We start from the raw sequence: 24,073 nt of genomic DNA, 5'->3' as shown, positions 1-24,073 counted from the left end.
CTTCAAAAAATTGAATGATGAAGGGTCTAGCTTTGTATTGGCTTTTCTCGATAAGTGTTTTCATACAAAAGTATATAAATTTAGGCTCTATTCTGCTTACGCCAGAGTTGGCCATGTCCAGCTCCAGCGCTAAAGCCAAGCAAACTTCACACTCCTTCACTACGATAAGTCAACATCGGTTCGGGTAGGAAGGAAGGCCAACTAAGAACGGGCTTTGCGCCCAACTCACGTCTACCCCTTTTGCAGGGGCATGTTTCCTTTATCTCATTGCGGTAGGAGTGTTCGGTAAAAACCGCTGCTTTGCGCAGCAACACCGAACCACCCGCGTTGCGCGGGCGCAGTTTGTACGTTGCTAAACGGGCGCTTGCGCTTTTCTTATACTTTCTTAAAACGAAATATAATTGTATACATGTGTCTTTACATATATATTCACATAATTAATTAAAAAGCGCAACATGTTTTTGATGATGTAATAGGCAGGACGTCTGCTATAATGAAGTAAAGTTTACGGTAATTCTATTCGATAGCTAAATCTAGTGAGGTGATAGCATTGAGAAGTGAAGGGAATAAGGTTCTTGGCGAGGAAAGAAGGCATTTGATTTTGACCTGGCTGAAAGAGAGCGATCATCCTTTGTCGGGGAAAGTTTTGGCGGATAAAACAAATGTCAGCAGGCAGGTGATCGTGCAGGATGTTTCGCTTTTGAAGGCAAAGGGTGAGCCAATTATTGCTACGTCACGGGGCTATGTCTATTTTAGTGAGATAAATAATGCAGCTAACTTTACTACGATCATTGCCGTTTGTCATCGGTCCGAAGACACTGCGGACGAACTTTATATGCTGGTTGATCGAGGTGTTTCCGTTAAAAATGTCATGGTCGAGCATCCGATTTACGGAGATATCACCGGCTCACTGATGCTGAAAAACCGGCGTGATGTTGATGCATTTCTTCACGAGTTGAAATCAAAGCAGGCTTCCCTTTTATCTCAGCTTACCGAAGGAGTACATTTACATACAATTGAAGCGGAAACCCAGGAGCAGTTGGACGAAGCAAAGGCTGCATTAAAGGCTGCAGGATATTTATTGGAGCAATAGAAGCCGTTATTACGGAACATCAAAAGGAATGGGAGAACATCAACGTGATCTTGAAAATCAACGTGAACCTGAGCTGAATTAACGTGAACTGCACGGATATCAGCGTGAGCTATGCTGAAATCAACGTAAACAGCGCGAATACCATCCGTAAGTGAGCTGGAATCAACGTAAACGGCACGATAATCAACGTGAACCGTACAAGCATTATCGGGAACCGTTTAAATATGCCCTGTGAAAATCCAAAATTAAAAATAACAAAACGGGACTGACGACATTTGCCAGTCCCGTTTTGTTATGATACTCTTGAAGCCCGCTTTCGTTCTCGCTCCTCTTCTTTGGCAACTTTCAGGAACTTTTTCGTTTCGTAAACAACTACGCCAGAGAGCCCCAGTAAGCCGATCAGGTTTGGAAAAGCCATTAAGGCGTTCATAATATCGGCGATGTCCCAAACTACACTTAGCTGCTCAACGGCTCCATACATAACGGCTAATACGAAGACAACCCGGTAATATGGAATAGCCTTATCATTGAAAAGATAGGAGAAACATTTTTCACCGTAGTACGACCAGCCGACAAGTGTTGAAAAGGCAAATAATACAATACCAATCGTGACAATATAGCCACCGGTATCACCTAAAAATGCTGAAAATGATGCTGCGGTTAAATCGCCGCCTTCCAAACCGCTTCCGGCTAAACCTGCCATCACAATTGTAATACCAGTAATCGAACAGACAATAATTGTGTCAATAAGCACCTGGGTCATCGAGACAAGTGCTTGCCGGCCAGGATAATCGGTCTTGGCCGCAGCCGCGGCAATCGGTGCTGAACCAAGTCCTGCTTCATTGGAAAATACCCCACGTGCAACACCATACCGGATAACCGTTCCTAGTACACCACCACCAAGTGCACTGCCTGTGAAAGCATCGTTAAAAATTAACCCGATAACAGATGGGACCTGATCGATATTCATAACCATAATAATAAGTCCGCCAATGACGTAAAACAATGCCATAATCGGTACGAAAAATGCAGTTACTCGTCCAATACTTTTAATTCCACCAAGAATAACTAAACCGGTTAAGACAGTAAGTATAATACCTGTTACCCAAGTTGGAACATTGAATGATCGCTCTAGTGCATCTGACACAGAGTTGGATTGTACCATATTCCCGATCCCGAACGCTGCAATGGCGCCAAAAATGGCAAATAAAACACCAAGCCATTTTGCCTTTAATCCGCGTTCCAGATAATACATTGGGCCTCCGGACATTTGGCCTTTACTATTAACAACACGATATTTAACAGCAAGAATGGCTTCTGAATACTTGGTCGCCATCCCGAATAAAGCCGAAATCCACATCCAGAATACAGCACCAGGTCCACCTAGAACGACAGCTGTTGCTACCCCAACAATGTTACCTGTCCCAATGGTGGCTGCCATTGCCGTTGTTAATGCTTCGTAATGGCTAATATCCCCTTTTGATTCTTTGTCCTGACGTTTTGGGCTGAACGCCAACCGCAATGCATATGGCAGCGTGCGAAACTGGAGAAATCCGAGACGGAAAGTAAGATACAGTCCTGTTCCGACAATTAAAACAAGTGTCACAGGCCCCCAAACAAAAGCGCTTATCTTTTCCATGATATCATTCATGCTTCTCCCCCTTATTACTTTTTTATATTAAGATGCCTATAATAAATATTCCGAAAATGACAAGGAAAAGTCAAGCCTTTTTTAACAATTAATTTATCTTTTACGATATTTTTAGGTTAGAATTGCAAAAACATCGATACTTATCAGATTAAATGGAGTTTTGCATTATATTGGGCGGGTAAAAGAATAAAAAGGCTATCTTTCCAAATTAAAGCAAAATCCGCTATAATGGAATCTGATATGGGGAAAGACAGGTGATCTGTTTCTGCAAGGTGTCCACCAGGTACATAGATGCAATTAGTACGGTTTCGTTCATATTATTACGGAGGGATGACAAAATAAAAGGAGTCGCTGATAATGTCGGGATCACATACTTTTAGGTTATCAGAAGACCTAAGTCAGCACTGTTTCTGAGCATTTAATTTTCGCCGTATGATCATGTTTCAAAAAGACGTAAAAGCTTGGTACAATTGAAAAGAAAATGTAGCAAACATAACTTAAGGAGCGATAGAAATGGGCAAACAAAAATTATGTTTAGGTATTCTGCTAGGTGCAGTCGCAGGTGGACTAACTGCATTATACGATAGGGAGACAAGGTATTATACAAAGAAGCAGCTGCAAAGTGCTAAGAGCACAACAGGTTACTATTTGAAACATCCAGCCGAAGCAATACGAAACGCGAAAGATGCATGCAATGAATTTAATGAAAAGTTTAGTGTCAATGCAGATAATGCAATCAATGCTTTGGAGCAGGTAGAAGAGACGCTGGGTAAAATTAGTAAAAAAGAGGAGCCAAAAAAGCTGGAATCAAATATATAACCTGGAAAAGCGGAAGCCGCTGGCGATGAGATAGACATTGCCTTAACGGATATTGAATTCATATAGATGGAATTTGTATCCATTATTTACTGGTAAAATAAATGGAAGGGGATAGGTCGTAACATGAAGAATATAGAACAATTCTTTAAGCAGCTATTCCATCGCATTGCAGAAGATGATATCTTTGGACTTGCTGCACAGCTTGCATACTTTTTTCTGTTATCCCTTTTTCCCTTCTTATTATTTTTAGTAACACTGATTGGTTATTTACCGCTGGATGAGCATGCTATTACCGACTTTCTGGGAACCTATGCGCCTGAGGAAACGATGGATCTGATCAAAAATAACATGAGTCAATTGGTTAATAAGCAAAATGGTGGGTTATTGTCTATTAGTATTATTGGTACATTATGGTCTGCCTCAAATGGAATCAAAGCGATTATGCGCGCTTTTAACCGTGCTTATGATGTAGAAGAAGATCGCTCTTTTGTCTTCGGCAGGCTAATCGCTATTGTGCTGACAATTGCAATGGTGCTTGTCATTTGCATGGCATTCCTTTTACCAATCTTTGGAAAAATGATTGGAGAATATGTATTTTCTCTTTTCGGGTATTCGGATAATTTTATTCAGTTTTGGACGATGATGCGCTGGGTGATTTCGTCGATCATTTTTTTCATCGTGCTGACCCTGTTGTATAAATTGGCGCCGAATAGACATATATATTTTAAAGATGCTATTTGGGGCGCTATTTTTGCGACGATTGGCTGGCAATTGGTTTCACTGGCATTTTCCTATTACGTAAATACACTCGGAAACTACTCCGCAACTTATGGCAGCTTGGGTGCGGTCATCGTATTAATGATTTGGTTTTATTTGTCGGGAATTATTATTATTATTGGCGGCGTGATTAATGCTGTTATCATGAAAAATAAACTAGAGGAGTAGCAGTCACTGAACCGGTGACTGCTGCTTTAATAATCGTAAGCCATTTAGTATAACTAATATCGTGCTGCCTTCATGCCCGACAACACCTAACGGCAAATCGAGCACCTGGAAAAAATTCGATATAATCAGCAGTAAGATGACCCCTATCGAAAAGACTACATTTTGTTTCACAATTTTATTCATCCGTGAGGAAAGGCTTATAGCATCAGTGATTTTAGGCAGGTCATTTTTCATTAAAACAACATCAGCCGTTTCCAAAGCGACATCGGTACCTTCTCCCATTGCAATCCCAACATTTGCGGTTGCGAGTGCTGGTGCATCATTGATTCCGTCGCCAACCATTGCTACATTTTGATACGTTTTCCGTAGTTCTTTTACATGATTTACCTTTTCCTCTGGCAAGCATTCCGCAATATATGCAGCAATACCGGCTTCTTCGGCAATTGCTTTAGCGGTAATTTCATTGTCTCCCGTTAGCATAACCGTATGAATACCGGACTTATTTAATGCACGAATCGCTTGTTTTGTGTCAGTGCGAATCGTGTCCTTTAAGGCAAAAAGTGCAACAATCCCACTGCTGTTTTTCACGTAGACAATTGTTTTCCCCTGTTTTGCCAAGCTCGTTCCCATCCCGTTTGCAAAACGAACCGCTTCCTCTTCGTCGACAAATTGGGCTTTACCGATTTCCCATTTTTCCTGATTCACGAACCCAACTACACCATTACCGGTTATCGTTGTAATTCCAGCAGCTTCAATTGGTGACGTATTTTTCTCCAATTGTGTTTTGCAATGTGCTGTTATTGCCTCGGCAAGTGGGTGGGTCGATTCCTTTTCAATTGCCCAGGTTACGGCTAAAATGTGCTCCTTTTTAGTTTCAGAATCGAAATAAGTGTCCGTCACAACTGGTTTCCCATTTGTTAGTGTACCTGTTTTATCAAACGCAATTGCCTTGATATGAGCTAGGTTTTCGACATGTACACCGCCCTTAAACAAGACCCCGTTTTTGGCACCATTGGAAATGGCTGATAATGTAGCTGGCATGATCGATGCTACAAGGGCACAAGGTGAAGCAACGACGAGCAGAATCATAGCACGATAGATGCTTTCGGAAAAAGACCAGTTAACTAACAGTACCGGCAAAAATATCATCAGGACAACAGCGGCCAATACCATCTTTACATAGGTCCCCTCGAATTTTTCGATGAATAGTTGAGAGGGTGACTTTTCTGCCTGGGCAGACTGAACCAATTGGATGATCTTTTGAAATAATGTTTCATTTGCTGACTTGGTGATTTTAACGGAAATGGATCCATCAAGAGCTACTGTTCCTGCAAAAACATCATGATCCTTCATTTTGCTTACTGGAACAGATTCACCGGTTATGGCGCTTTCGTCAATAGCTGTCGCGCCTTTTAAAATGACCCCATCAGCGGGAATACGTTCACCAGCCTTAACAAGTATCGTATCGTCAACAACCAGCTCCGATACAGGGACGATTCTTTCCTGATTGTTTGTTGTCAGCAGCGCCTCCTCAGGCTGAAGCTTCATTAATGATAAGATTTCTTTACTGCTTTTATTTTCCGTATATGTTTCGAGTGCACCAGATAGTGCGAAAATAAAAATTAGTATTGCGCCCTCTGTCCAATAGCCGATGATTACGGACCCGACAGCGGCAAATATCATGAGCATTTCCACATTCAGCTCTTTATTTTTAATTGTTTCCGTAATTCCTTCCTTTGCTTTTGCATAACCACCTACTGCAAATGCCAAAATGTGAAGCGTAATCCAAAGCGGATGGGACAGATAATCATGAAACGTCCATGTTGCGAGGATAAGTAGACCGCTAAAGAGGGCGGCGATAAGTTCACTATGCTGTGATATATGTGTAAGCCAATTTTTGACTGACGATACTGAAACATGCTTCGGTTTTGGTCGATTTAATGCTTTCGAATGGGTAGTCATTTTCAATCCCTCCTAGTTAATTGATAATAATAATCATTTGCATACGCCTTGCTTTAAAAGTGATATTTAGTGCGTTTAGTGATATCAATCACCTAAAAATCCAGTGTTTTATTTTATAATTATTATAAATTAGTATTTGTTATTATGTTACCATTATAATCAATAAAGTCAAGGATAATTTTTTGTGAGTAAAACAGATTGATAATGTAATAGATAACAGTAGTAACATTTCATTGAAACAAAGGATCCAAGCTGTTACAATCGTTATATGATTTTTAATATAACAACATGGGGAGTGTCGGGATTGAGATTAAAAAGATTTACCTTATTTTTCGTATTGCTGCTTGTCTTAGGAGCGTGTGGCGAAACTAGTAGTCAAAATCAAAATAGCGACGAAAAAGGGAGTGGAAAATGGGCGGAAATAAAGGAAAACGGGGAATTAGTGGTTGGAACGCCCGGTACTCTTTATCCTACTTCGTATTACCCGGAAGGATCCGATGAATTGACCGGTTACGATGTAGAAGTTATCAAGGAGATTGCTAAACGGTTAGATATAGATGTGAAATTTGAGATTTTAGGCTTTGATGCCATGCTTGCTTCATTAAAATCGGGCAGAATCGATGTTGCTCAAGCTGGACTTCGGGAAGCGAGCAAAAAGAAATTTGCTTTTAGCGATCCATATAAATACTCGTATTCGACCATGATCGTACGTAAAGATGAAGTAGCCGATTTTAAAGCATTAGCAGATTTGGATGGCAAAAAAGCCGGTGGTGCTGCAACAACCGTTTATAGTGACATTGCGAGAAAGTTTGGGGCAGAGGTAAAAACATACGGTAACGTGACCAACGATGTTTACTTAAAGGATGTTGATAATGGCAGGACGGATGTGATTATTAATGACTATTATTTGCAAAGCCTGGCACTAGAGGCGTTTCCAGATTTGGATATTACGATTCACCCGGATCTAAAATTTTATCCTACAACGCAAAATGTTGTCATGGACAAGGATGCTGACCTATTGAAAGAAAAGATAAATGAAGTGTTGGCCGGCATGCGTGAAGACGGAACGCTGACAGAGCTTTCGGGTAAATTTTTTGGTGGTAAAGATGTTTCCAAAAAGCCGGACGAGGATATCATTGAAATTGAAGGTATAGAATAGCATGTTTAACTTACAATTCGATAACGTTCAGCTAGGGAAGTTATTCGATTGGCAGCTGGCATGGGAAAGTTTACCTTTCCTTCTTGAAGGAATTCCGGCGACATTATCTGTTTCGTTTATCGGCATGGGTATCGGTTTAGTGTTAGGATTTTTCCTTGCCTTGGCACGCGGTTCTAGTCGAATCGTATTAAGATGGCCGGCGCGGATCTACATTTCTTTTATGCGCGGGACACCAATTCTAGTATTTTTATTTATTCTTTATTCTGGTTTGCCGGTTGTCGGGATTGAACTATCGGCATTTTTAGCAGCGTCGCTAGCATTTGGACTGAACAGCGCTGCCTATATAGCTGAAATAAACCGTTCATCGTTAAATAGTGTGCCACAAGGGCAATGGGAATCGGCCACATCGCTTAACATGGGATACTGGTTAACATTGAGAAAAATTATCCTGCCGCAAGCTACAAGAATTGCTATTCCGCCACTTGCAAATGTTTATTTGGATCTGGTTAAAGCGACGTCGCTAGCGGCGGTTATTACCGTTCCCGAGCTGTTTCAAAAGGCACAAATCGTTGCCGGGCGTACATATGACTCGATGACAATGTATATTTTGGTGGCATTAATTTACTGGCCAATATGTATGGTGATTTCATTTATGCAGGATCGCATGGAAAAGCGATTTAGCAGGTTTATGGAGAAGTAGGTTGTGAGTTATTTAGGAGGTTGCATGCTGGACACGTGGTAATGGGAGGCATGGCACCATATTCCCAAATCTGGAATCCTCGTGAGTTTTAACAAATAAGGTGAGGATATGGAACGCTATACAGTAATAAAAGAAGTTAATTACAAAGTTCCAGATCCGACAAAATAAAAACCCTTGCAGATGTTCCCAACAAGATAAGACAAATAATCGCTTCCAGTAAAGATCAAGGAATTCCCCAAAATAAGTGGTTCCTTGATTTTTATTTTAAGGTTCATTTAGATACGGCCAATTAACAGTTTTTACTTCCCCTTAACTTTTTCTCCTAAATAAGCCTCCTTTTTCACTGGTCTGGAACCATTCTCCTGGTCTAGTTTTTTCTTCCTCGTTTTGCTAATAGAACATGGTGAAATCAAGTTTACAACACGATCATAGTCAATATATAGTGATTATAATCACTTGATAATACTATATATTGTGTTATGTTTATTTTGCTTACAATTTTAATAGGGAGTGAATCATGATGCATTTATTACTTTTTACCGCTAGTACTTGTCCTAAATGCACAATTGTCAAGAACTTTATGCAGCAACAGCGTATACAACCTGAAGTTGTATCTGCTGATAAAAACAGGGTGCTAGCCGACAGATTTCAGGTCTTCTCCGTCCCAACTACCATTCTATTAACAGATGATAAAACAGAAATTGCTAGAAGTACAGGTGTTAACCCAAATGAATTGCTCAACATGTTTCAACAATTTCAAGGAGGTACGATATAGAATGTTTAAGAACACCGAACAGATTATCCAAAAATTCACATCTAATGTAGAAGACAAAAGAGCTGATTACTTAAAGCACGAAAACAGTAATTATGTATACTCTCTTCCCCTGCTTCGCCATAACATACATAATTACGAAGAAGAAGCGTATTTATTTAAGCATATCCTGCCACCAAGATTAAAGGAGCTTTATGATGACGGAAGTATTTATGTTCATGACAAACAGCTTGCACCTTACTGTGTATCCATTAGCTGTTTGGACATTGCTACAAAAGGAATTCCAGCACTAGCAAAAAATATGATCGAGTCTAAACCAACAAAACGACTATCCATTCTACTTCGTCACTTCAGTAATGTTGTAACACTTGTTTCTCAACAAGTATCCGGCGCAGTTATGTTAGCACAATTATCAACGATTACTGCTTCTTACTTATATGATGAGGAAACACATGGCGTGATATACGAAGCTGATGACTTAAAACAACTATTTCAAAGCATGATTTGGGAGTTGAATATGCCACTACGTTCTGGTGCACAAAGTAGCTTTTCAAATGTCACCCTAGAATTTGGTAAGCCATCCGAAGAAATTAAGGATGAATATGTTGTAATTGGTGGCGAACTGCGATTAATGCAATACAAAGATATTCCGAGTGAATACTTTGACAGAATTAATAAGGCAATTATCGATGTTATGAGTGATGGTACAGGAAGTGGAGGTATTCCATTTACATTCCCATTACTTACAGTTCAAGTGGATGATGATTTCAATTATGAAAATCCATTATTCCTAAAATTGTTAGATAAAATGTATAACTGGGGTGGTGTCTATTTTGAAAACTTCAAAACGAAACCATTTGAAGACCCATATTACAAAGTATTAAACCCACTAATCCAGACAAAAGACCCGGAAGTTAGCAGAAGCCTTTGTTGCCGATTACAAATCAATCTGAAAACAATCTCGAAAGCTGGTGGTGGCGTCTTTGGATCTTCCACAGGATCAACTGGTGCCGTACAAGTCCTAAACTTAAATATGAACCGAATTTTATTAGAATTCGGGCATGATATGGCATTAGTGAAGAGGAAAATTAAAGAATACATGGAAGTGATGCAAGAGGGTCATATGGCAAAACGCAGCTGGATTGAAAGTCATAAAGAATTATATCCCACCTTCTTTGCGTACAATGATAACTTGAAAAACTACTTCAATGTATTTGCGGTAACAGGTATGAACGAAGGGATTATTAACCTTGGATATCAGGATGGAATAAAGGATAATGAAGGAAAAATGGTTGCCCATGAACTCATGCAATATATGACAGAGATTGTTAATTCCTTTATTGTCCGCGATAAGGTAGCTTGCGGGATTGAATATGCACCAGCAGAAAATGCCGCAATTAAATTAGCTCGTCATGATGTAAAATGGGCAAAAGTGAATAACCGCGCAATATTCACTCAAGGTGAAGGAGACAACCCATACCTCACAAGTGGTTGTATGACTCCCTTCTCTGAAGAAGATTTCTTTGCGCAACTGGAAAACAGCGCAGAATTCCAAGGCTATGCAACATCCGGAAGTGTATTACACCATTTCCTGGAATCAAAAGTGGCACCGGAGAAGTTAGCAACTTATTTAGATAAAATCTTTGAAAAACCAATCAATTATATTACATTGACACCTACAATCACTTCTTGTATGTCTTGCGGGCAGAAAATCATTGCAGAAGATGCCAAAAACATTCATCACTGTCCAACTTGTGACGCAACAGACATTGCAACATTTAGTCGTGTAATAGGTTACTTGAAAATGATAGCAAGAAATAATATCCAAGTTGATGAAAAGGGGTACTATAAAGGAAAATACAACTTCTGGTCAAAAGCAAGAAGACATGATTGGAATGTCCGACACCGCTTGAAAGAAGAAGTATTACAAGATGTTGCTCGTCAATAAGGAGGACAACATAAACAATGAACTTTTACAACAATTTTATTCGTACATTTAATGATTTACCAAACCATACGACATTACTTTTACACACATTATCAGGTTGTCCACTTCATTGTTTTGGCTGTCATAATTACGATGAAATAATTGCTAATACACCGAGGGAATATAAGACACCTAAAGATTTGTACGACTATTTAAAGAAAAGCGGATTTTTATTCGATGCAGTGATGTTTAGTGGTGGCGAATTTTTAATTGACAAAATAGATGACATTTGTGAAGTCCTCACTAATGTTAGACAGCTATTTGATGGCCGAATTATCGTAACAACGAGTGGAATCTATCATCAAAAGGTAAGAAAACTCTACGAAGAAAATCTTGTAGATGGGATCCATATTGATATGAAATTACCATACCATGCCTTAGACCCAAAAGAGGATGCCGAGATTTTCCTAGCAGTAATGGGAATCAAACCCTCGCAAAAGGTAGTTGATAATTTACTGGCAAGTGTAGACTTAGTCATTCAACACGGCTCCATTCTCGACCAAGTTCGAACAGTGAAGTATCCGATACTTGATGAAGCATTTTTTGAAGAAATCTGCCATTTTGTTGATAAGAAAAAGGCACTTTATCATAGTGAAGTACCTTACTTTTTAAACGAGTTTATGCACCCATAAGGGAACGCTTAACCATTTTTCAATGACAGTTAATTCTAGCATCGTTGTAGAAATTATTCCAATAAACTCGGGGACTGCCCCAGAGGTCTTATTTAGACTTTTGGGGCAGTCCCTTCTTGTTTTCGTTGCTCTATCTTCGTTCGTACTTTTTACGAATATCGTTCATGTCTTTATACAATGAGTAATGAAACTTGGGGTCTGACCTTTAAGTTTTATGTTACAATAAAAGGAATTCAAGGGACGGAGGGTAAATCAAATGGATTTCATGATTTACCCTCCACCTTTTATTGCAGATCAAAACAGACTAGGGTGGGACGATATATGAACAAAAAAGACGTAGCAAATATTCGAAAACAATTTAAAGTAGATAATGATTTATTGAAGGTTACCGAAATCTTTAATGTTTATATTATGAAGGAAACAAGCGAAATTTATCATCAGCAAAGTCAACCGTTTGAAATGTTAGATCAAGACCAGCAAGAGTTATTTATGAATAACTTCAAAAAAGTACTAACAGGCCAAATGGATGAAAAGTTATTTGAATTAAAATTTCAGCGTGATGCAGAAAATAACAGTCAGCTTATTCTTCATCAAGGGTTATTAAGCAGCAATACAGAAGAATGGAAAGAGCAAATGCTTCTCATCGTGGAAAAAATGCTGCAAGATAAACAATATGAAATGGATATTGTTGTAACGTTCATCCGGGGGGAATACTTAAAGCCAATGAAGCGTCGGAATGAAGAGACGGAGGAGAGTGAACGGGATGCTGTTTATTCCCATTCCTTTATTCTTTGCAGCATCAATAAAACCCAAGATCCAAAAAAAGAATTGCTTTTTGACTATGTTGAGAAGGAATTCAAGTACAATATTGTCGTAGATCCGATTATTAATCTTAATGCGCCGATAGCGGGTTTTTTATTTCCTTGTTTCACCGATAATGCGGCAGATGTCAACCACATTCTGTATTCGGCAGGTAAAGCAAATGAGCTTGGTTTCGAGTTCAGCGAGAAAGTATTAAATGCGCAGGAAGCGATAACCGCAGAAGAGGATAAATTCGTTTTTGAGGAAATTGTCAAGGATGTAACAGGTGGTCAACTGAATACCTCAACTCTTGCCAATGTATATGAGGAAATCAACCACGTGGTTGAAGAGAATGAGGGTGAAGAAACACCGAAATTGGGCCACAAAGAAGTGGAACGTGTTTTAAAAATGAGTGGTTTGGAAGAAGTAAATGTAGAAAAGGTAGAAGCAGCTTTCCAGAAAGTTACCGATGATGAAAAATATGAGTTGAAGGCAAGCAATATCATGCCAAAATATAACGCTAAATCTATCAAAATAGACACAAAAGTTGCAAAAATTTCAATCAGTCCACAAGATTTAAAGTATGTGAGACAGGTCAATTTTAACGGGAAACGCTGCATATTAATTGAAGTTGAGGAAGATACCGTGATCGAGGGGTTCACAATGATTCCAGAGGCTTTTAACTAGGAAGCAGGGTGGGCGAATCTCCTACCTTCCATTTCGAAGGGGAAGCATAAGGTCGGTCCCTATTCTTGTAACTAATATGTTATAATTCGGGAAATTACAGGTAAGAAATTTTAAATCGTATTCCTTCGGAGGTGTCTATTCGACCCCGACCACCGGTATCAATTTATTCAAGGATTGTTTGTTTTGGAAAATAAAACAAGTAATCCTTTCTTATTATGTCTTTTCCCTAATAACCATCATCCCGCGCCGATTGTAGTCCCCGAAACCACGTATACCCAACAACCGTCAGCACCAACATTCCAATCGAAAAAGCGACAAAATACGGTGAAACTACATCACGAATAATCCCCGTAACAAACGAACTGATGATCATGCCGAATGAATATACAGCTGACATAATGCCAAACGCTCGACCATGCCCTTCACTTGGCACCGCATCGGTTACTGCTGTTGCCATCGCCGGCATCATTATACCGAAAAAGAAGCCGAGTAAAAAAAGCGCTAAGGATAACGACAGTAACGCGTTAAATAAAGCAAATATACTCATGCACATACCAAACAGGCCAAATATAAGCCGATTAATTGGGTTAAAGCGGTTGATGAAAAATAATGATAGGGATAAAAATGTTCCGATACCCATGAAACTGAATAATTGCCCAGTAGTGGCAGTAGAAAGTCCCTTTTCGACAGTTAAATAGGGAACCTCATAAATAATCACACCATGAATATACATCATAGCAAATCCGGTTATAAAAACAATATATAAATTGGGCATTGTTAATAGTTGGATAAAGTTTACTGGTCTAGAAGTTCGCCTTTTTTTAACAATAACTTCTCTTTCCTTCAACAAGTAAGCAGTATACAGAGCCGTTAAAATCAATGCTAATCCGATGACATAATACGTGTTAGCATATCCAATCAAAGCACCTAGCTGACCGCCAATCAATGGTGCAATTATACTCGCAATTGTACCGAGAATTCCATTTACCGCCATATTTTTCCCCTGTTGCTGACTGTTCGCTGCGTATCCTGATAGCAAAGCTAAAGCAGCAGGAATTAAAAATGCTAATGAAAATCCATTTAGTGTACGCAAAATTAGCAAACTGGCGGCGTCGGAGACAAGCGCATGGGCGATAAACAAAGTCCCTGATACAAATAGTGGAAGCATAATGAACAGTTTTTTGCCAAATCGATCCACCAATGGTCCGGCAATCAAATTTCCCGTTAAATTGGCCAATGATGCGACACTAAGCATTATCCCGATCAAAACACTTGATGCACCTATCTTCGCAGCATAAGGGGTGAAAATAGGCGATTGAATACTCATGATTAAACTAACAAAGAACATGACAATGAAGATGTGTAATTTATCTGTCGTTGCTTCTCTCAATTTTTTCACCTCTGAAACAATGTATGCTTTGGTGAAAAAAATAGACGAGCTTTTATGTGACAAATTATCATCTACCGCTGACATTTTCCTGCACTGCACCATCTTTCTTCACATACAAAGCCACTAATACAATGACCAGCATCACAACAATGACATAAAAAAATGACACACCAGGAAAAATTTGCAAAAATAAACCGCCGAGATAGGGTCCGCTGATGCTGCCGATACTAAAAGCAATCCCAATTAGCAGATTTCCTGCGGGTAAAAGGGACCCTGGCAAAAGATCGGTCATATAGGAAATCCCTAGGGAAAAGAGCGAGCCAACGAACATGCCAGCTAACGTAAACATAAGAAACAGGGCAACAAGAGATGTTTCCCATAGTGCTGCAATAAGGAAGCAGATCACACCAGCGGTCACAACAGATAACAGAATTTTACGCCTGCCAACCCGATCACTTAACACTCCTAAAGGCAGCTGTGTAATAATACTTCCAGCGGCAAAACAAGGTATAATAAGTGCGAGCATATCAACATCGTGGCTGATTCGTAATCCGTAAATCGGGAAAATACCGTGTAAGGTTGCCTCCAAAAAACCATAACCAAATGCAGGTAACAGTGCCACCCAGGCAATTTTTCCAGTTTGGATAAAACGAGTTAATGAACTCGTCGTATTTTGCGTACTTATATCATCTTCAGGCCATTTATTTCGGACAAAAAACATCCCGGACCAGACGATGGCACTGAATAATGCCGACAAGAAAAATGGCAATGCTTCATTAATGGAAAGAAGTCTGGTCATTAACGGACCAAGTGTAAAACCAAGTCCGAATGCAAGGCCGTACAATGCGATATTTTTCCCTCTGGATTCCTTTGCAGATGTAGTGGTGATCCATGTTTGTGTACCGAAATGCAGCATATTATCACCGATGCCAATGGTGACCCTAAGGATAAACCAAAGCCATAATGCTTCCCAGACAGGAAACAGTGCTAAGGAGATAAATACAAGCAATCCGCCAACAACAATAATCGGTTTAAAACCAAATTTGCGCACCGGTTTTTCCATGAAAGGAGACGCGAGCAGGACGCCGATATAAAGACCTGTTGCGTGTAGACCGTTTACCGATGAAGGCACACCATGCTGTTCTAATATAATTGCTAGTAACGGTAACAGCATCCCCTGGGAAAACCCGGAGATAGTGACAAGTGAAATTAAAATCCAGAATCTGACTTTTGCTGATGCCATTTCATCCCTCTCCTCCTTTTCCATTCCATAAATGTAATCGTTTTTCGGAGAATGGTCAATCACTGTGCATGAATAATAATGAAAAATAATATAGAATAAGAATTAGTACGATACCATAAATGATCGGAGTGACTGGCAGTGGAATTTTATTTAAAAGATAATGGAATGCGGACTGAGTTTGACTATGGTACGTTATCGGTTTCGGGAAATGAGGAGTACGGATTCCGGCCATTTCAATTAATGGTTGCATCAATTGCCGGATGCAGCGGCTCTGTTTTTCGAAAAATCCTGGATAAGCAGCGTACCGATTATGACGATTTGATTATTCATGCAGATGTAGAGCGAAATGCCGAGGAAGCCAATCGTATTAAGAGGATTACATTAAAATACACGATAAAAGGACATCGTTTGAATCCGGAAAAGTTAGAGCGAAACCTGGCATTATCCAGAAAAAATTGTTCAATGATTCGTTCAGTAGAGGACAGTATTAAAATAGAAGAAAGTCTGGAGATTGTTGAGTTAAGTAGGTAAAAACATAAAAAACCCTGTCCAAGTGTTACTGGAGGAGGTTTTAGAGATTCGAGTTCAATCGAGAGGACTGTGAAATCGAACGAGATGCACGAGAAACGGTTAAGGCGAACGGAAAACCGATCAAAAAGCACGCGTGTCAATCGTGACAAGCGCAAAGTCGATTGTGGAGAACGCTTCTCAAGATAACAGGTATAATATTCATGTGTCCGAAAAAACTATAGAAAAAGAAAGGAATGGGACACATGAATCGAAGGAAGATTTGGCAGATTGCATTAATCGTATTCGTCATTACGTTAATATCCCCGGTGAACAGTTTTGGGGCGGACAAGAAAAAAGCAAAGGATGATTTTAAAGTACCAAGTCATGCGTTGAATATTTCCAAGGAAAATACATTCCCGAATTCAACAGAAGATCAGGAGATTGTTGAACCAAGCAAGGCAACAAAGGGACTGATTAACGAAGTGGATGTTCCGATCGAGAATCCAGATCTCATCAAAATGTTAAATGAAACAACCGTGAAACCGTCTTTTCTTGCAATCGGTTATCGTGGGATGATTTACTTGGGTCGTTGGCCAATCAACTACAAATCATCAGAAACAACGGTCAACTGGGAATACCAGCAAATTAACGAAAATGAGCTGAACAATATGGGCGGTGACAGCACCCAAAAAATCAATTATATTCAGAAACAACAAACGGAAGTAGAAGGCGCCCTGACGAACAAGATTACCAAACCGGATGATATTAAAAAAATGATGCTACTGAAAGCAAAGGAAAAAGCGGATTTGCCTTTATCTTATAAAACAGTAATTGGGCAAAATACAAAAAAGGATAACTCCTACGCTGTTCCGACAGAAAAAATAGGGACGTTAAAAGCTTATGCTCCGGCGGTAAGCGAAAAAGGTCAAGTAACATTTGGAGAAGTATACATCAAACTGAAAGGTAATAAGAAATCCATTGTTGTAAAAAATGTAACAAAACAAGGGATTGGTGCCTGGATCCCCATCCAGGATTACGTTTCTTTTACGTTTAACCTAAAATAATTAATCGTCAACCCCTGTGAGAGTGCTCTTGCAGGGTTTTTCTTATTGGTCAAATGCCGTATAAAAAGGAAGAAATACTATATCGGAAATCGAAAATACTATCCAAAATGAGCAGAATACTATCCAAAATCGGTCAAATACTATCCAAATTGGGTAGAATACTATCCGGAAATCGAAAATACTATCCAAAACAGGAAAAATACTGTCCTAAGGCAAACCCCTCATACACATAATATTCAAAACGTGCAACCTCAGGACACAACCGTGCAATCCTGTGTCGTAGCCGCGCAATATGCGAGCTAAGCGCGCAATCCCATCCATGTTCAAGCATCAGAACAAACCTTCAATAATTTTCAAACCCACTTTCCCTCATGCATAATAAACAACCCCTTAGGAAAAAGTAAGAAAAAAACAGGTGGGTTGTTATGCGAAAATTATTCTTGGTTGTATCAAGCTTGGCATTGTCTTTGTTTGTCTTTTTTTATATGAACCCGGCAGTACATGCGCAAAGCTTCGGTTGGGGATATAAGAAAAATTCCGACCATAAAGTTCCGGAAATTGGCAAGTATCGGGATATGCTTGATAAATATGGTGCCTATTACGCTGACCATTCAGGGGACAAGGTCGTTTATTTGACGTTTGATAATGGCTATGAACAAGGCTATACGGATGACATTTTAGACGTGTTAAAGGCGGAAGATGTTCCAGCAACTTTTTTTGTGACCGGACATTATGTAAAAAGTGAACCGGATCTTGTTAAGCGAATGGCTAATGAAGGGCATATCATTGGCAACCATTCCTATCATCACCCGGATTTAACGATACTCACGAAAGATTCGATGAAAATGGAACTGGAGGAATTAGAAAAGGCAGTCGCAGCGATTACCGATCAGAAACAATTAAAATACATGCGCCCGCCAAAAGGTGTTTTTAATGAACGATCGTTAAAATGGGCAAATGATTTGGGTTATATTCATATATTCTGGTCGTTGGCATTTGCCGACTGGAATACGAAAGCCCAGAAAGGTGGTCAATACGCATTTGATCAAATTATGAAGCAAATGCATCCCGGAGCCATTATCCTGCTTCACACCGTTTCCTCTGATAACGCAGACGCCTTGTCAAAGCTGATTAAGGAATTGAAAAGTCAAGGGTATCAATTTAAAAGTCTTGACGATTTAGTATTAAAAGATATGCTGCCTAAGGCAATTTATGGATTTTAGATAGGAGCGCGAATACCGATCACTGGTGTTTGCGCTTTTTAATGCTCTAAAAAACTTTTGTTGCAGCAGGTCTTACGGACGTTCTGTATTTAAAATTTTCGAAACCTTTGCTATACTATTAGTATACCTTGTATTGGAGTTGATAGAATGAAAAGAGAAGATCTAATAGCACCGAAAGAGTATAATATTGTAATGGAAATGGAGCGCTATGCAACAGACCCGGAACGAGAGGCACTAATTTGGCAGGATGATGCAGGGAATGAGAGAACGGTAACTTATACTGAACTGATGAAAAACGTAAATCGGATTGGCAACGTCTTCCTTAATAATGGTTTGAAAAAAGGGGATAAAGTGTTAGTCATGATTCCAAGATTAATTGCAGCATATGAAGTTTATTTAGCTGCATTAAAAACGGGAATTATCATTATCCCAAGCTCGGAAATGTTGAAAACAAATGATTTGCAATACCGGATTAGCCATGGGGAAGTAAGTGGTGTTATCAGCTATTTTCCATTTGTTAAGCAATACGAGGAAATTAACGAATACGAGCAATTGAAACGTTTCGTTGTCGGTGAACCTGCAGCAGGCTGGCTGTTTTTGGATCGGTTGAAGGATGAGGCGTCCGACGATTTGCAAATGGCAGAAACAACACGTGATGATATTGCATTTTTACCATATACATCAGGGACAACCGGTAATCCAAAAGGCGTTGTACATACCCACGGCTGGGGCTATGCCCATTTAAAAACAGCATCGGAAAATTGGCTCTGTATTAATGATGGGGACAAAGTATGGGCAACTGCAGGTCCTGGCTGGCAGAAATGGATCTGGAGTCCGTTTTTATCTGTTTTGGGCTCTGGGGCAACCGGTTTTGTCTATCACGGAAAATTTGCTGCCAAAACATATTTAAGCCTGCTTGAGGACAATGATATTAACGTATTATGCTGTACCCCGACGGAATATCGGATTATGGCGAAAGTCGATAACCTTAGTGATTACCAGCTTCCAGCACTCCATAGCGCCGTATCCGCTGGTGAACCGCTTAATCGTGAAGTTATCGATACGTTCCGCAAGTATTTTAATGTTACGGTACGCGATGGCTATGGTCAGACTGAAAATACGTTGTTATTAGGTGTGATGAAGGATATGGAGGTTAAGCCAGGTTCGATGGGGAAACCAACACCAGGTAACGACGTAGATGTGATTAACGAGGAAGGACAACCAGTGGCCTCCGGGGAAGTCGGTGATATTGCAGTGAAGCTTGATTGTCCAGCGTTGTTCCGGGAATATTATAAGGATTCGGAGCGGACAAAAATGGCGAAGCGGGGGGATTATTATGTGACAGGTGATCAAGCATCCAAAGATGAAGACGGCTATTTCTGGTTTGAAGGTCGCAGTGATGACATCATCATTAGTTCAGGGTATTCAATTGGACCATTCGAAGTGGAGGATGCATTAGTCAAACATGCCTATGTTCAGGAATGTGCGGTTGTAGCAAGTCCCGATGAGATTCGCGGCAATATAGTCAAAGCATTTGTTGTCCTAAAAGATGGAGTAGATGGGAATAATCCAGATCTTGTCAAAGAGCTGCAGGATCATGTAAAAGAGCTGACTGCCCCATATAAATATCCAAGGGCTATTGAATTTATTGATGAATTGCCAAAAACGACATCTGGAAAAATTAGGCGGGTGGAATTAAGAGAAAAAGAAAAGGTAAAAATGCAATAATTTTTATCTGGCAATGGGTTTAAACGAATAAAACAACCCTAAACGTGACTGCTTTTATCGCGTTTGGGGTTGTTTAAATCAGGATTACTCCTGCAATTCCAATTCCTGTTTCAATTTCCTGCTTACTTCTGCTAACCCTTCATCTGTTGGAATAAAATAGGAGCCCCCATTAGTCGTCTGGTCCGATCCTTCGATTGTATATGTTTTAATAGCCGACGCATCAATCGAGGAGTATACCTTTTGCAGTGCATATATTTCAGTTGGTGTCAGGCTGGTTTCGACATCTTTTCCAAGAATATCGGATATTTCACCGAGTTTAAAGATTGTCCCAACGGAAACCGCCTCGTTAATTGCTGCTTGAATAAATTGTCGCTGTCGTTCATCACGAGAATATACATTGTTAACCGCCCGTTTTCGCATTCGGACAAAAGCAAGTGCTTCTTCACCATTCAGCTTTGCAGGCCCTTTTTTGAAATAGATTTTTTTATTATCGTTGTAAATATTTTTCTCCCAAAAACCTTCTTTTATATTAACGGTTACCCCACCAAGGGCATCGACAATGTCGCGAAATCCTTCAAAATCAACGGCAACATATTCGTCAATCGGAATATTAAGTAACTGCTCAACCGTCTCGACGGTAAATTTATTTCCACCATAACCGGTAATGGAACCATACGTATAGGCCGCATTAATTTTATGAATGCCAGCATATTGCCCTGCCCCTTCAGCAGGCAAATCCACCTGTGTGTCACGCGGAATAGTAGTCATCGTCATGGTATTTGTATGTGGATTAAGTGTTACTACGATTTGTGTATCCGCTCGCCCATTTTCTCCCCCGGTAGCATAGGTTTCGACACCCATTAGCAGAATCGAAATCGGATCCTTGCCAATGGTGACATCCATATCCCGTAGTGCCGATTTTTCTCCTGGACGGTCTAAATCCTGATATGAATTTTTAGCTGCGTTGTATGCGTGGAAAAATAAATAGCCTAATCCCCCAACTATAATAATAAATAGGATGAGAAGGATAAGGAGAATTCTTTTCTTCCATCTTTTTGTTTTTTTGCGTTGTCTTCTTCGCTCTGTCCTTAATTCGCTCACCCGGAATCCCGCCTTTGTTCCCCTTATTATATGTGAAAACAAAAAAGTTAACAAGACGAAATCTGGACGACTTAAGATGCCACACATGTGTAAATGACGGATTTTACAGGAATTATGTTTGTGCGCCAGCCTAAAAAATCATAAAAAAATCAGTTAAAACACTTGAAAGTCAAAAAAGGTCAGAGTATAATATGGTTACAAGGTCAAAGATAGTCAAAGTCAAACCTTGTTAAAAGCTTATTTAAACTAGTCTGACTGCAGCTTATCTAAAAGCTGACCTACACTTTTTAAAGAAAATCACAAGGAGGAATGACATGATGAAATGTCAACAATGTGGTATTCGTCCAGCAACAATTAACGTCTCGATGCAAATAAATAATGAAAAAATGCAGGTACATGTATGTAATCAATGTTTTGAAGAAATACAAGGTCAAATGATGAATCCAACTGGTTTCTTTTCCAGTTCTAATGGAAATCAGGATGCTTTTGCCCAGAACTTTTTCCAAGGAAATGGCCAAGGCGGCGCCGGAACAAGAACAGAACAACGCCAAGGGAATCGGGGCAATGGTTTGCTTGATCAATTAGGCAAAAATGTTTCCAGCGCAGCACGTGCTGGATTGATTGATCCGGTGATCGGCCGTGATGGAGAAATAAAACGGGTTATTGAAACATTAAATAGAAGAAATAAAAATAACCCGGTCTTAATTGGTGAACCTGGTGTTGGTAAAACAGCAATTGCGGAAGGTTTGGCCGTTAAAATAGCCGAGGGTAACGTTCCAACAAAACTGATGAACAAAGAAATCTACTTACTAGATGTTGCTTCGCTGGTTGCCAATACAGGTATTAGAGGCCAATTTGAAGAGCGTATGAAACAGTTGGTACAAGAATTGCAATCACGGCAAGAGGTTATTCTTTTCGTGGATGAAATTCATCTGTTAGTTGGTGCAGGCACTGCGGAAGGCTCACAGATGGATGCTGGTAACATCTTAAAACCAGCACTAGCACGTGGGGAACTGCAATTGATTGGTGCCACAACATTAAAGGAATATCGTAAAATTGAAAAAGACGCTGCACTTGAACGTCGTCTTCAGCCAATTATCGTCAAGGAACCTACAGTCGATGAAGCGGTGCAAATTTTAAATGGAATCAAAGAACGCTACGAAAAATTTCATGAAGTACGTTACTCTGATGATGTTATTCGCGCGTTTGTCACATTATCACAACGCTATATCCAAGATCGCTTTTTACCTGACAAGGCGATTGACTTAATGGATGAGGTCGGTTCACGATTGAATCTGGCCAACGCGGAAAAAGATTCGGATTCCATTGAACAGAAACTGAATGAAATCGTTCAGGAGAAAGAACAAGCCGCGGAAAAAGAAGATTACGAGCGTGCTGCACATCTTCGTTATCAGGAAATTCAACTGCAGAAACAGCTGGAAAAAGCGAAGGATGAAGCACAAGTAATTGATGTTGGAATGGAAGATATTCAATTAATTATTGAAGAAAAAACAGGTATTCCGGTAACTAAACTGCAAAAAGATGAACAAGAGCAAATGAAAAACCTTGCAGGAAATCTTGCCCAAAAAGTTGTTGGACAAGAACAAGCGGTTGACAAGGTTGCTAAAGCTATCCGCCGCAGCCGTGCTGGACTGAAATCAAAATATCGTCCAATTGGATCATTCCTGTTTGTTGGTCCAACCGGTGTTGGTAAAACCGAGCTAACGAAAGCACTGGCTGAGGAATTATTCGGTTCACGTGAAGCCTTGATTCGTCTGGACATGAGTGAGTATATGGAAAAACACGCCGTATCGAAAATTATCGGTTCACCTCCAGGCTATGTTGGTCATGAGGAAGCAGGACAATTAACCGAGCGTGTGCGTCGCAATCCATATTCGATTATTTTGCTCGACGAAATTGAAAAAGCACATCCGGACGTGCAAAACATGTTCCTGCAAATCATGGAAGACGGTCGTTTAACGGACTCACATGGCCGGACGGTAAGCTTTAAAGATACGGTTATTATCATGACAAGTAATGCCGGAACCGGTGTGAAAGAAATTAATGTCGGCTTTAACCGGACGGAGCATGAATCGGTTTCCACATTAGAAAACTTAAGTGCTTATTTTAAACCGGAATTCTTAAACCGTTTTGACTCGATCATTACGTTTAATGAATTAAGTGAAGATAATTTAGTCGAGATTGTTGATTTGATGTTGCATGAATTAACACAAAACATGGAAGAAAATAAAGTTGCAATTACGATTACAGATGCTGCGAAACATGAATTAGTACGACTTGGCTATGACCGCCGTTTTGGTGCACGACCATTACGCCGAGTTATCCAGGATAAAATTGAAGATCAATTAACCGATTTGTTATTGGAAAACAATGAAGTTAAAGCAGTAAATGTTGACGTAGTTGATGATGAAATTACCGTAAAACAAGCATAAATGAATGAAGATCCTGTCCCAATTTTCGGGGCAGGATTTTTTTGTTGTCTAGGAAATTATCACTAGCGTTGCAGGAAAATAAAATATAAAAGTCAAGAAATATATTTTATGTGAAATTTGGCAATAATGGCAATTTAACCTTTAAAAGTCATA

At 39.8% G+C, this 24,073-nt stretch carries 19 protein-coding genes; 14 read left to right on the top strand and 5 right to left on the bottom strand.

The window, feature by feature from the left end; all coding sequences use genetic code 11:
- Positions 1–541 precede the first annotated feature (541 nt).
- Positions 542–1,093, top strand: coding sequence for a transcription repressor NadR (locus IEX12_RS20680; protein WP_123057236.1), 552 nt, complete (start codon positions 542–544; stop codon positions 1,091–1,093).
- Between the two features lie 292 nt (positions 1,094–1,385).
- Here the strand turns inward: IEX12_RS20680 and IEX12_RS20675 are convergent, their stop codons facing one another.
- Positions 1,386–2,744, bottom strand: a complete 1,359-nt coding sequence (locus tag IEX12_RS20675; RefSeq protein WP_088053387.1) for an alanine/glycine:cation symporter family protein — start codon at positions 2,742–2,744, stop codon at positions 1,386–1,388.
- Between the two features lie 513 nt (positions 2,745–3,257).
- Here IEX12_RS20675 and IEX12_RS20670 point away from each other — a divergent pair.
- Both IEX12_RS20670 and IEX12_RS20665 read left to right on the top strand, forming a co-directional pair.
- Positions 3,258–3,563, top strand: coding sequence for a hypothetical protein (locus IEX12_RS20670; RefSeq protein WP_088053388.1), 306 nt, complete (start codon positions 3,258–3,260; stop codon positions 3,561–3,563).
- Between the two features lie 123 nt (positions 3,564–3,686).
- Entirely contained in the window at positions 3,687–4,508 is an 822-nt protein-coding gene (locus tag IEX12_RS20665; RefSeq protein ID WP_088053389.1) for a YihY/virulence factor BrkB family protein, read from the top strand.
- 3 nt (positions 4,509–4,511) lie between these two features.
- Here IEX12_RS20665 and IEX12_RS20660 read toward each other — a convergent pair whose 3' ends face one another.
- Positions 4,512–6,470 (bottom strand): heavy metal translocating P-type ATPase, encoded by a 1,959-nt coding sequence (locus IEX12_RS20660; protein WP_155555621.1) that lies wholly within the window; start codon positions 6,468–6,470, stop codon positions 4,512–4,514.
- 304 nt (positions 6,471–6,774) lie between these two features.
- Between IEX12_RS20660 and IEX12_RS20655 the strand changes: the two genes are divergently transcribed.
- From IEX12_RS20655 to IEX12_RS20630, 6 genes are all read left to right on the top strand, one after another.
- Positions 6,775–7,629, top strand: coding sequence for a transporter substrate-binding domain-containing protein (locus IEX12_RS20655; RefSeq protein WP_286171327.1), 855 nt, complete (start codon positions 6,775–6,777; stop codon positions 7,627–7,629).
- A gap of 1 nt (position 7,630) precedes the next feature.
- Positions 7,631–8,329: an amino acid ABC transporter permease gene (locus IEX12_RS20650; RefSeq protein WP_088053392.1), complete on the top strand. Its 699-nt coding sequence runs from the start codon at positions 7,631–7,633 to the stop codon at positions 8,327–8,329.
- A gap of 520 nt (positions 8,330–8,849) precedes the next feature.
- Positions 8,850–9,104, top strand: coding sequence for a thioredoxin family protein (locus tag IEX12_RS20645; RefSeq protein ID WP_188725820.1), 255 nt, complete (start codon positions 8,850–8,852; stop codon positions 9,102–9,104).
- Between the two features lies 1 nt (position 9,105).
- Positions 9,106–11,049, top strand: coding sequence for an anaerobic ribonucleoside-triphosphate reductase (nrdD, locus tag IEX12_RS20640; RefSeq protein ID WP_188725819.1), 1,944 nt, complete (start codon positions 9,106–9,108; stop codon positions 11,047–11,049).
- Between the two features lie 17 nt (positions 11,050–11,066).
- The gene (locus IEX12_RS20635) at positions 11,067–11,720 is read left to right on the top strand and encodes a 4Fe-4S cluster-binding domain-containing protein (RefSeq protein ID WP_088053395.1); all 654 of its coding nucleotides are present in this window, start codon (positions 11,067–11,069) and stop codon (positions 11,718–11,720) included.
- 321 nt (positions 11,721–12,041) lie between these two features.
- Positions 12,042–13,208 (top strand): DUF4317 domain-containing protein, encoded by a 1,167-nt coding sequence (locus tag IEX12_RS20630; protein WP_088053396.1) that lies wholly within the window; start codon positions 12,042–12,044, stop codon positions 13,206–13,208.
- 226 nt (positions 13,209–13,434) lie between these two features.
- On the opposite strand, the gene IEX12_RS20625 is transcribed toward IEX12_RS20630, so the two are convergent.
- The gene (locus IEX12_RS20625) at positions 13,435–14,682 is read right to left on the bottom strand and encodes an MFS transporter (RefSeq protein WP_088053397.1); all 1,248 of its coding nucleotides are present in this window, start codon (positions 14,680–14,682) and stop codon (positions 13,435–13,437) included.
- A complete protein-coding gene (locus IEX12_RS20620) occupies positions 14,666–15,841 on the bottom strand; it encodes an MFS transporter (protein ID WP_088053398.1) in 1,176 nt (391 codons plus the stop codon). The genes IEX12_RS20625 and IEX12_RS20620 overlap by 17 nt, the downstream gene beginning before the upstream one ends.
- A 138-nt stretch (positions 15,842–15,979) precedes the next feature.
- On the opposite strand from IEX12_RS20620, the gene IEX12_RS20615 reads away from it, so the two are divergent.
- From IEX12_RS20615 to mbcS, 4 genes are all read left to right on the top strand, one after another.
- Positions 15,980–16,372: an OsmC family protein gene (locus IEX12_RS20615; RefSeq protein ID WP_188725818.1), complete on the top strand. Its 393-nt coding sequence runs from the start codon at positions 15,980–15,982 to the stop codon at positions 16,370–16,372.
- A 242-nt stretch (positions 16,373–16,614) separates the two neighbouring features.
- On the top strand, positions 16,615–17,415 hold the full coding sequence (locus tag IEX12_RS20610) for a YfkD famly protein (RefSeq protein ID WP_088053400.1): 801 nt from the start codon (positions 16,615–16,617) through the stop codon (positions 17,413–17,415).
- A 425-nt stretch (positions 17,416–17,840) separates the two neighbouring features.
- On the top strand, positions 17,841–18,638 hold the full coding sequence (gene pdaA, locus IEX12_RS20605) for a delta-lactam-biosynthetic de-N-acetylase (protein ID WP_088053401.1): 798 nt from the start codon (positions 17,841–17,843) through the stop codon (positions 18,636–18,638).
- Between the two features lie 147 nt (positions 18,639–18,785).
- Positions 18,786–20,366, top strand: coding sequence for an acyl-CoA synthetase MbcS (mbcS, locus tag IEX12_RS20600; RefSeq protein ID WP_188725817.1), 1,581 nt, complete (start codon positions 18,786–18,788; stop codon positions 20,364–20,366).
- A gap of 84 nt (positions 20,367–20,450) precedes the next feature.
- On the opposite strand, the gene IEX12_RS20595 is transcribed toward mbcS, so the two are convergent.
- Positions 20,451–21,467: an LCP family protein gene (locus IEX12_RS20595; RefSeq protein ID WP_088053403.1), complete on the bottom strand. Its 1,017-nt coding sequence runs from the start codon at positions 21,465–21,467 to the stop codon at positions 20,451–20,453.
- A gap of 317 nt (positions 21,468–21,784) precedes the next feature.
- Between IEX12_RS20595 and IEX12_RS20590 the strand changes: the two genes are divergently transcribed.
- Positions 21,785–23,920, top strand: a complete 2,136-nt coding sequence (locus IEX12_RS20590; protein ID WP_088053404.1) for an ATP-dependent Clp protease ATP-binding subunit — start codon at positions 21,785–21,787, stop codon at positions 23,918–23,920.
- Positions 23,921–24,073 lie beyond the last annotated feature (153 nt).

Source organism: Lentibacillus populi (genome assembly GCA_014642895.1).
In the GTDB taxonomy this organism is placed as follows: domain Bacteria; phylum Bacillota; class Bacilli; order Bacillales; family Amphibacillaceae; genus Lentibacillus_C; species Lentibacillus_C populi.
The sequence above is the reverse complement of the archived record's forward strand: the minus strand, read 5'-3'. Positions and strand labels throughout refer to the sequence as shown.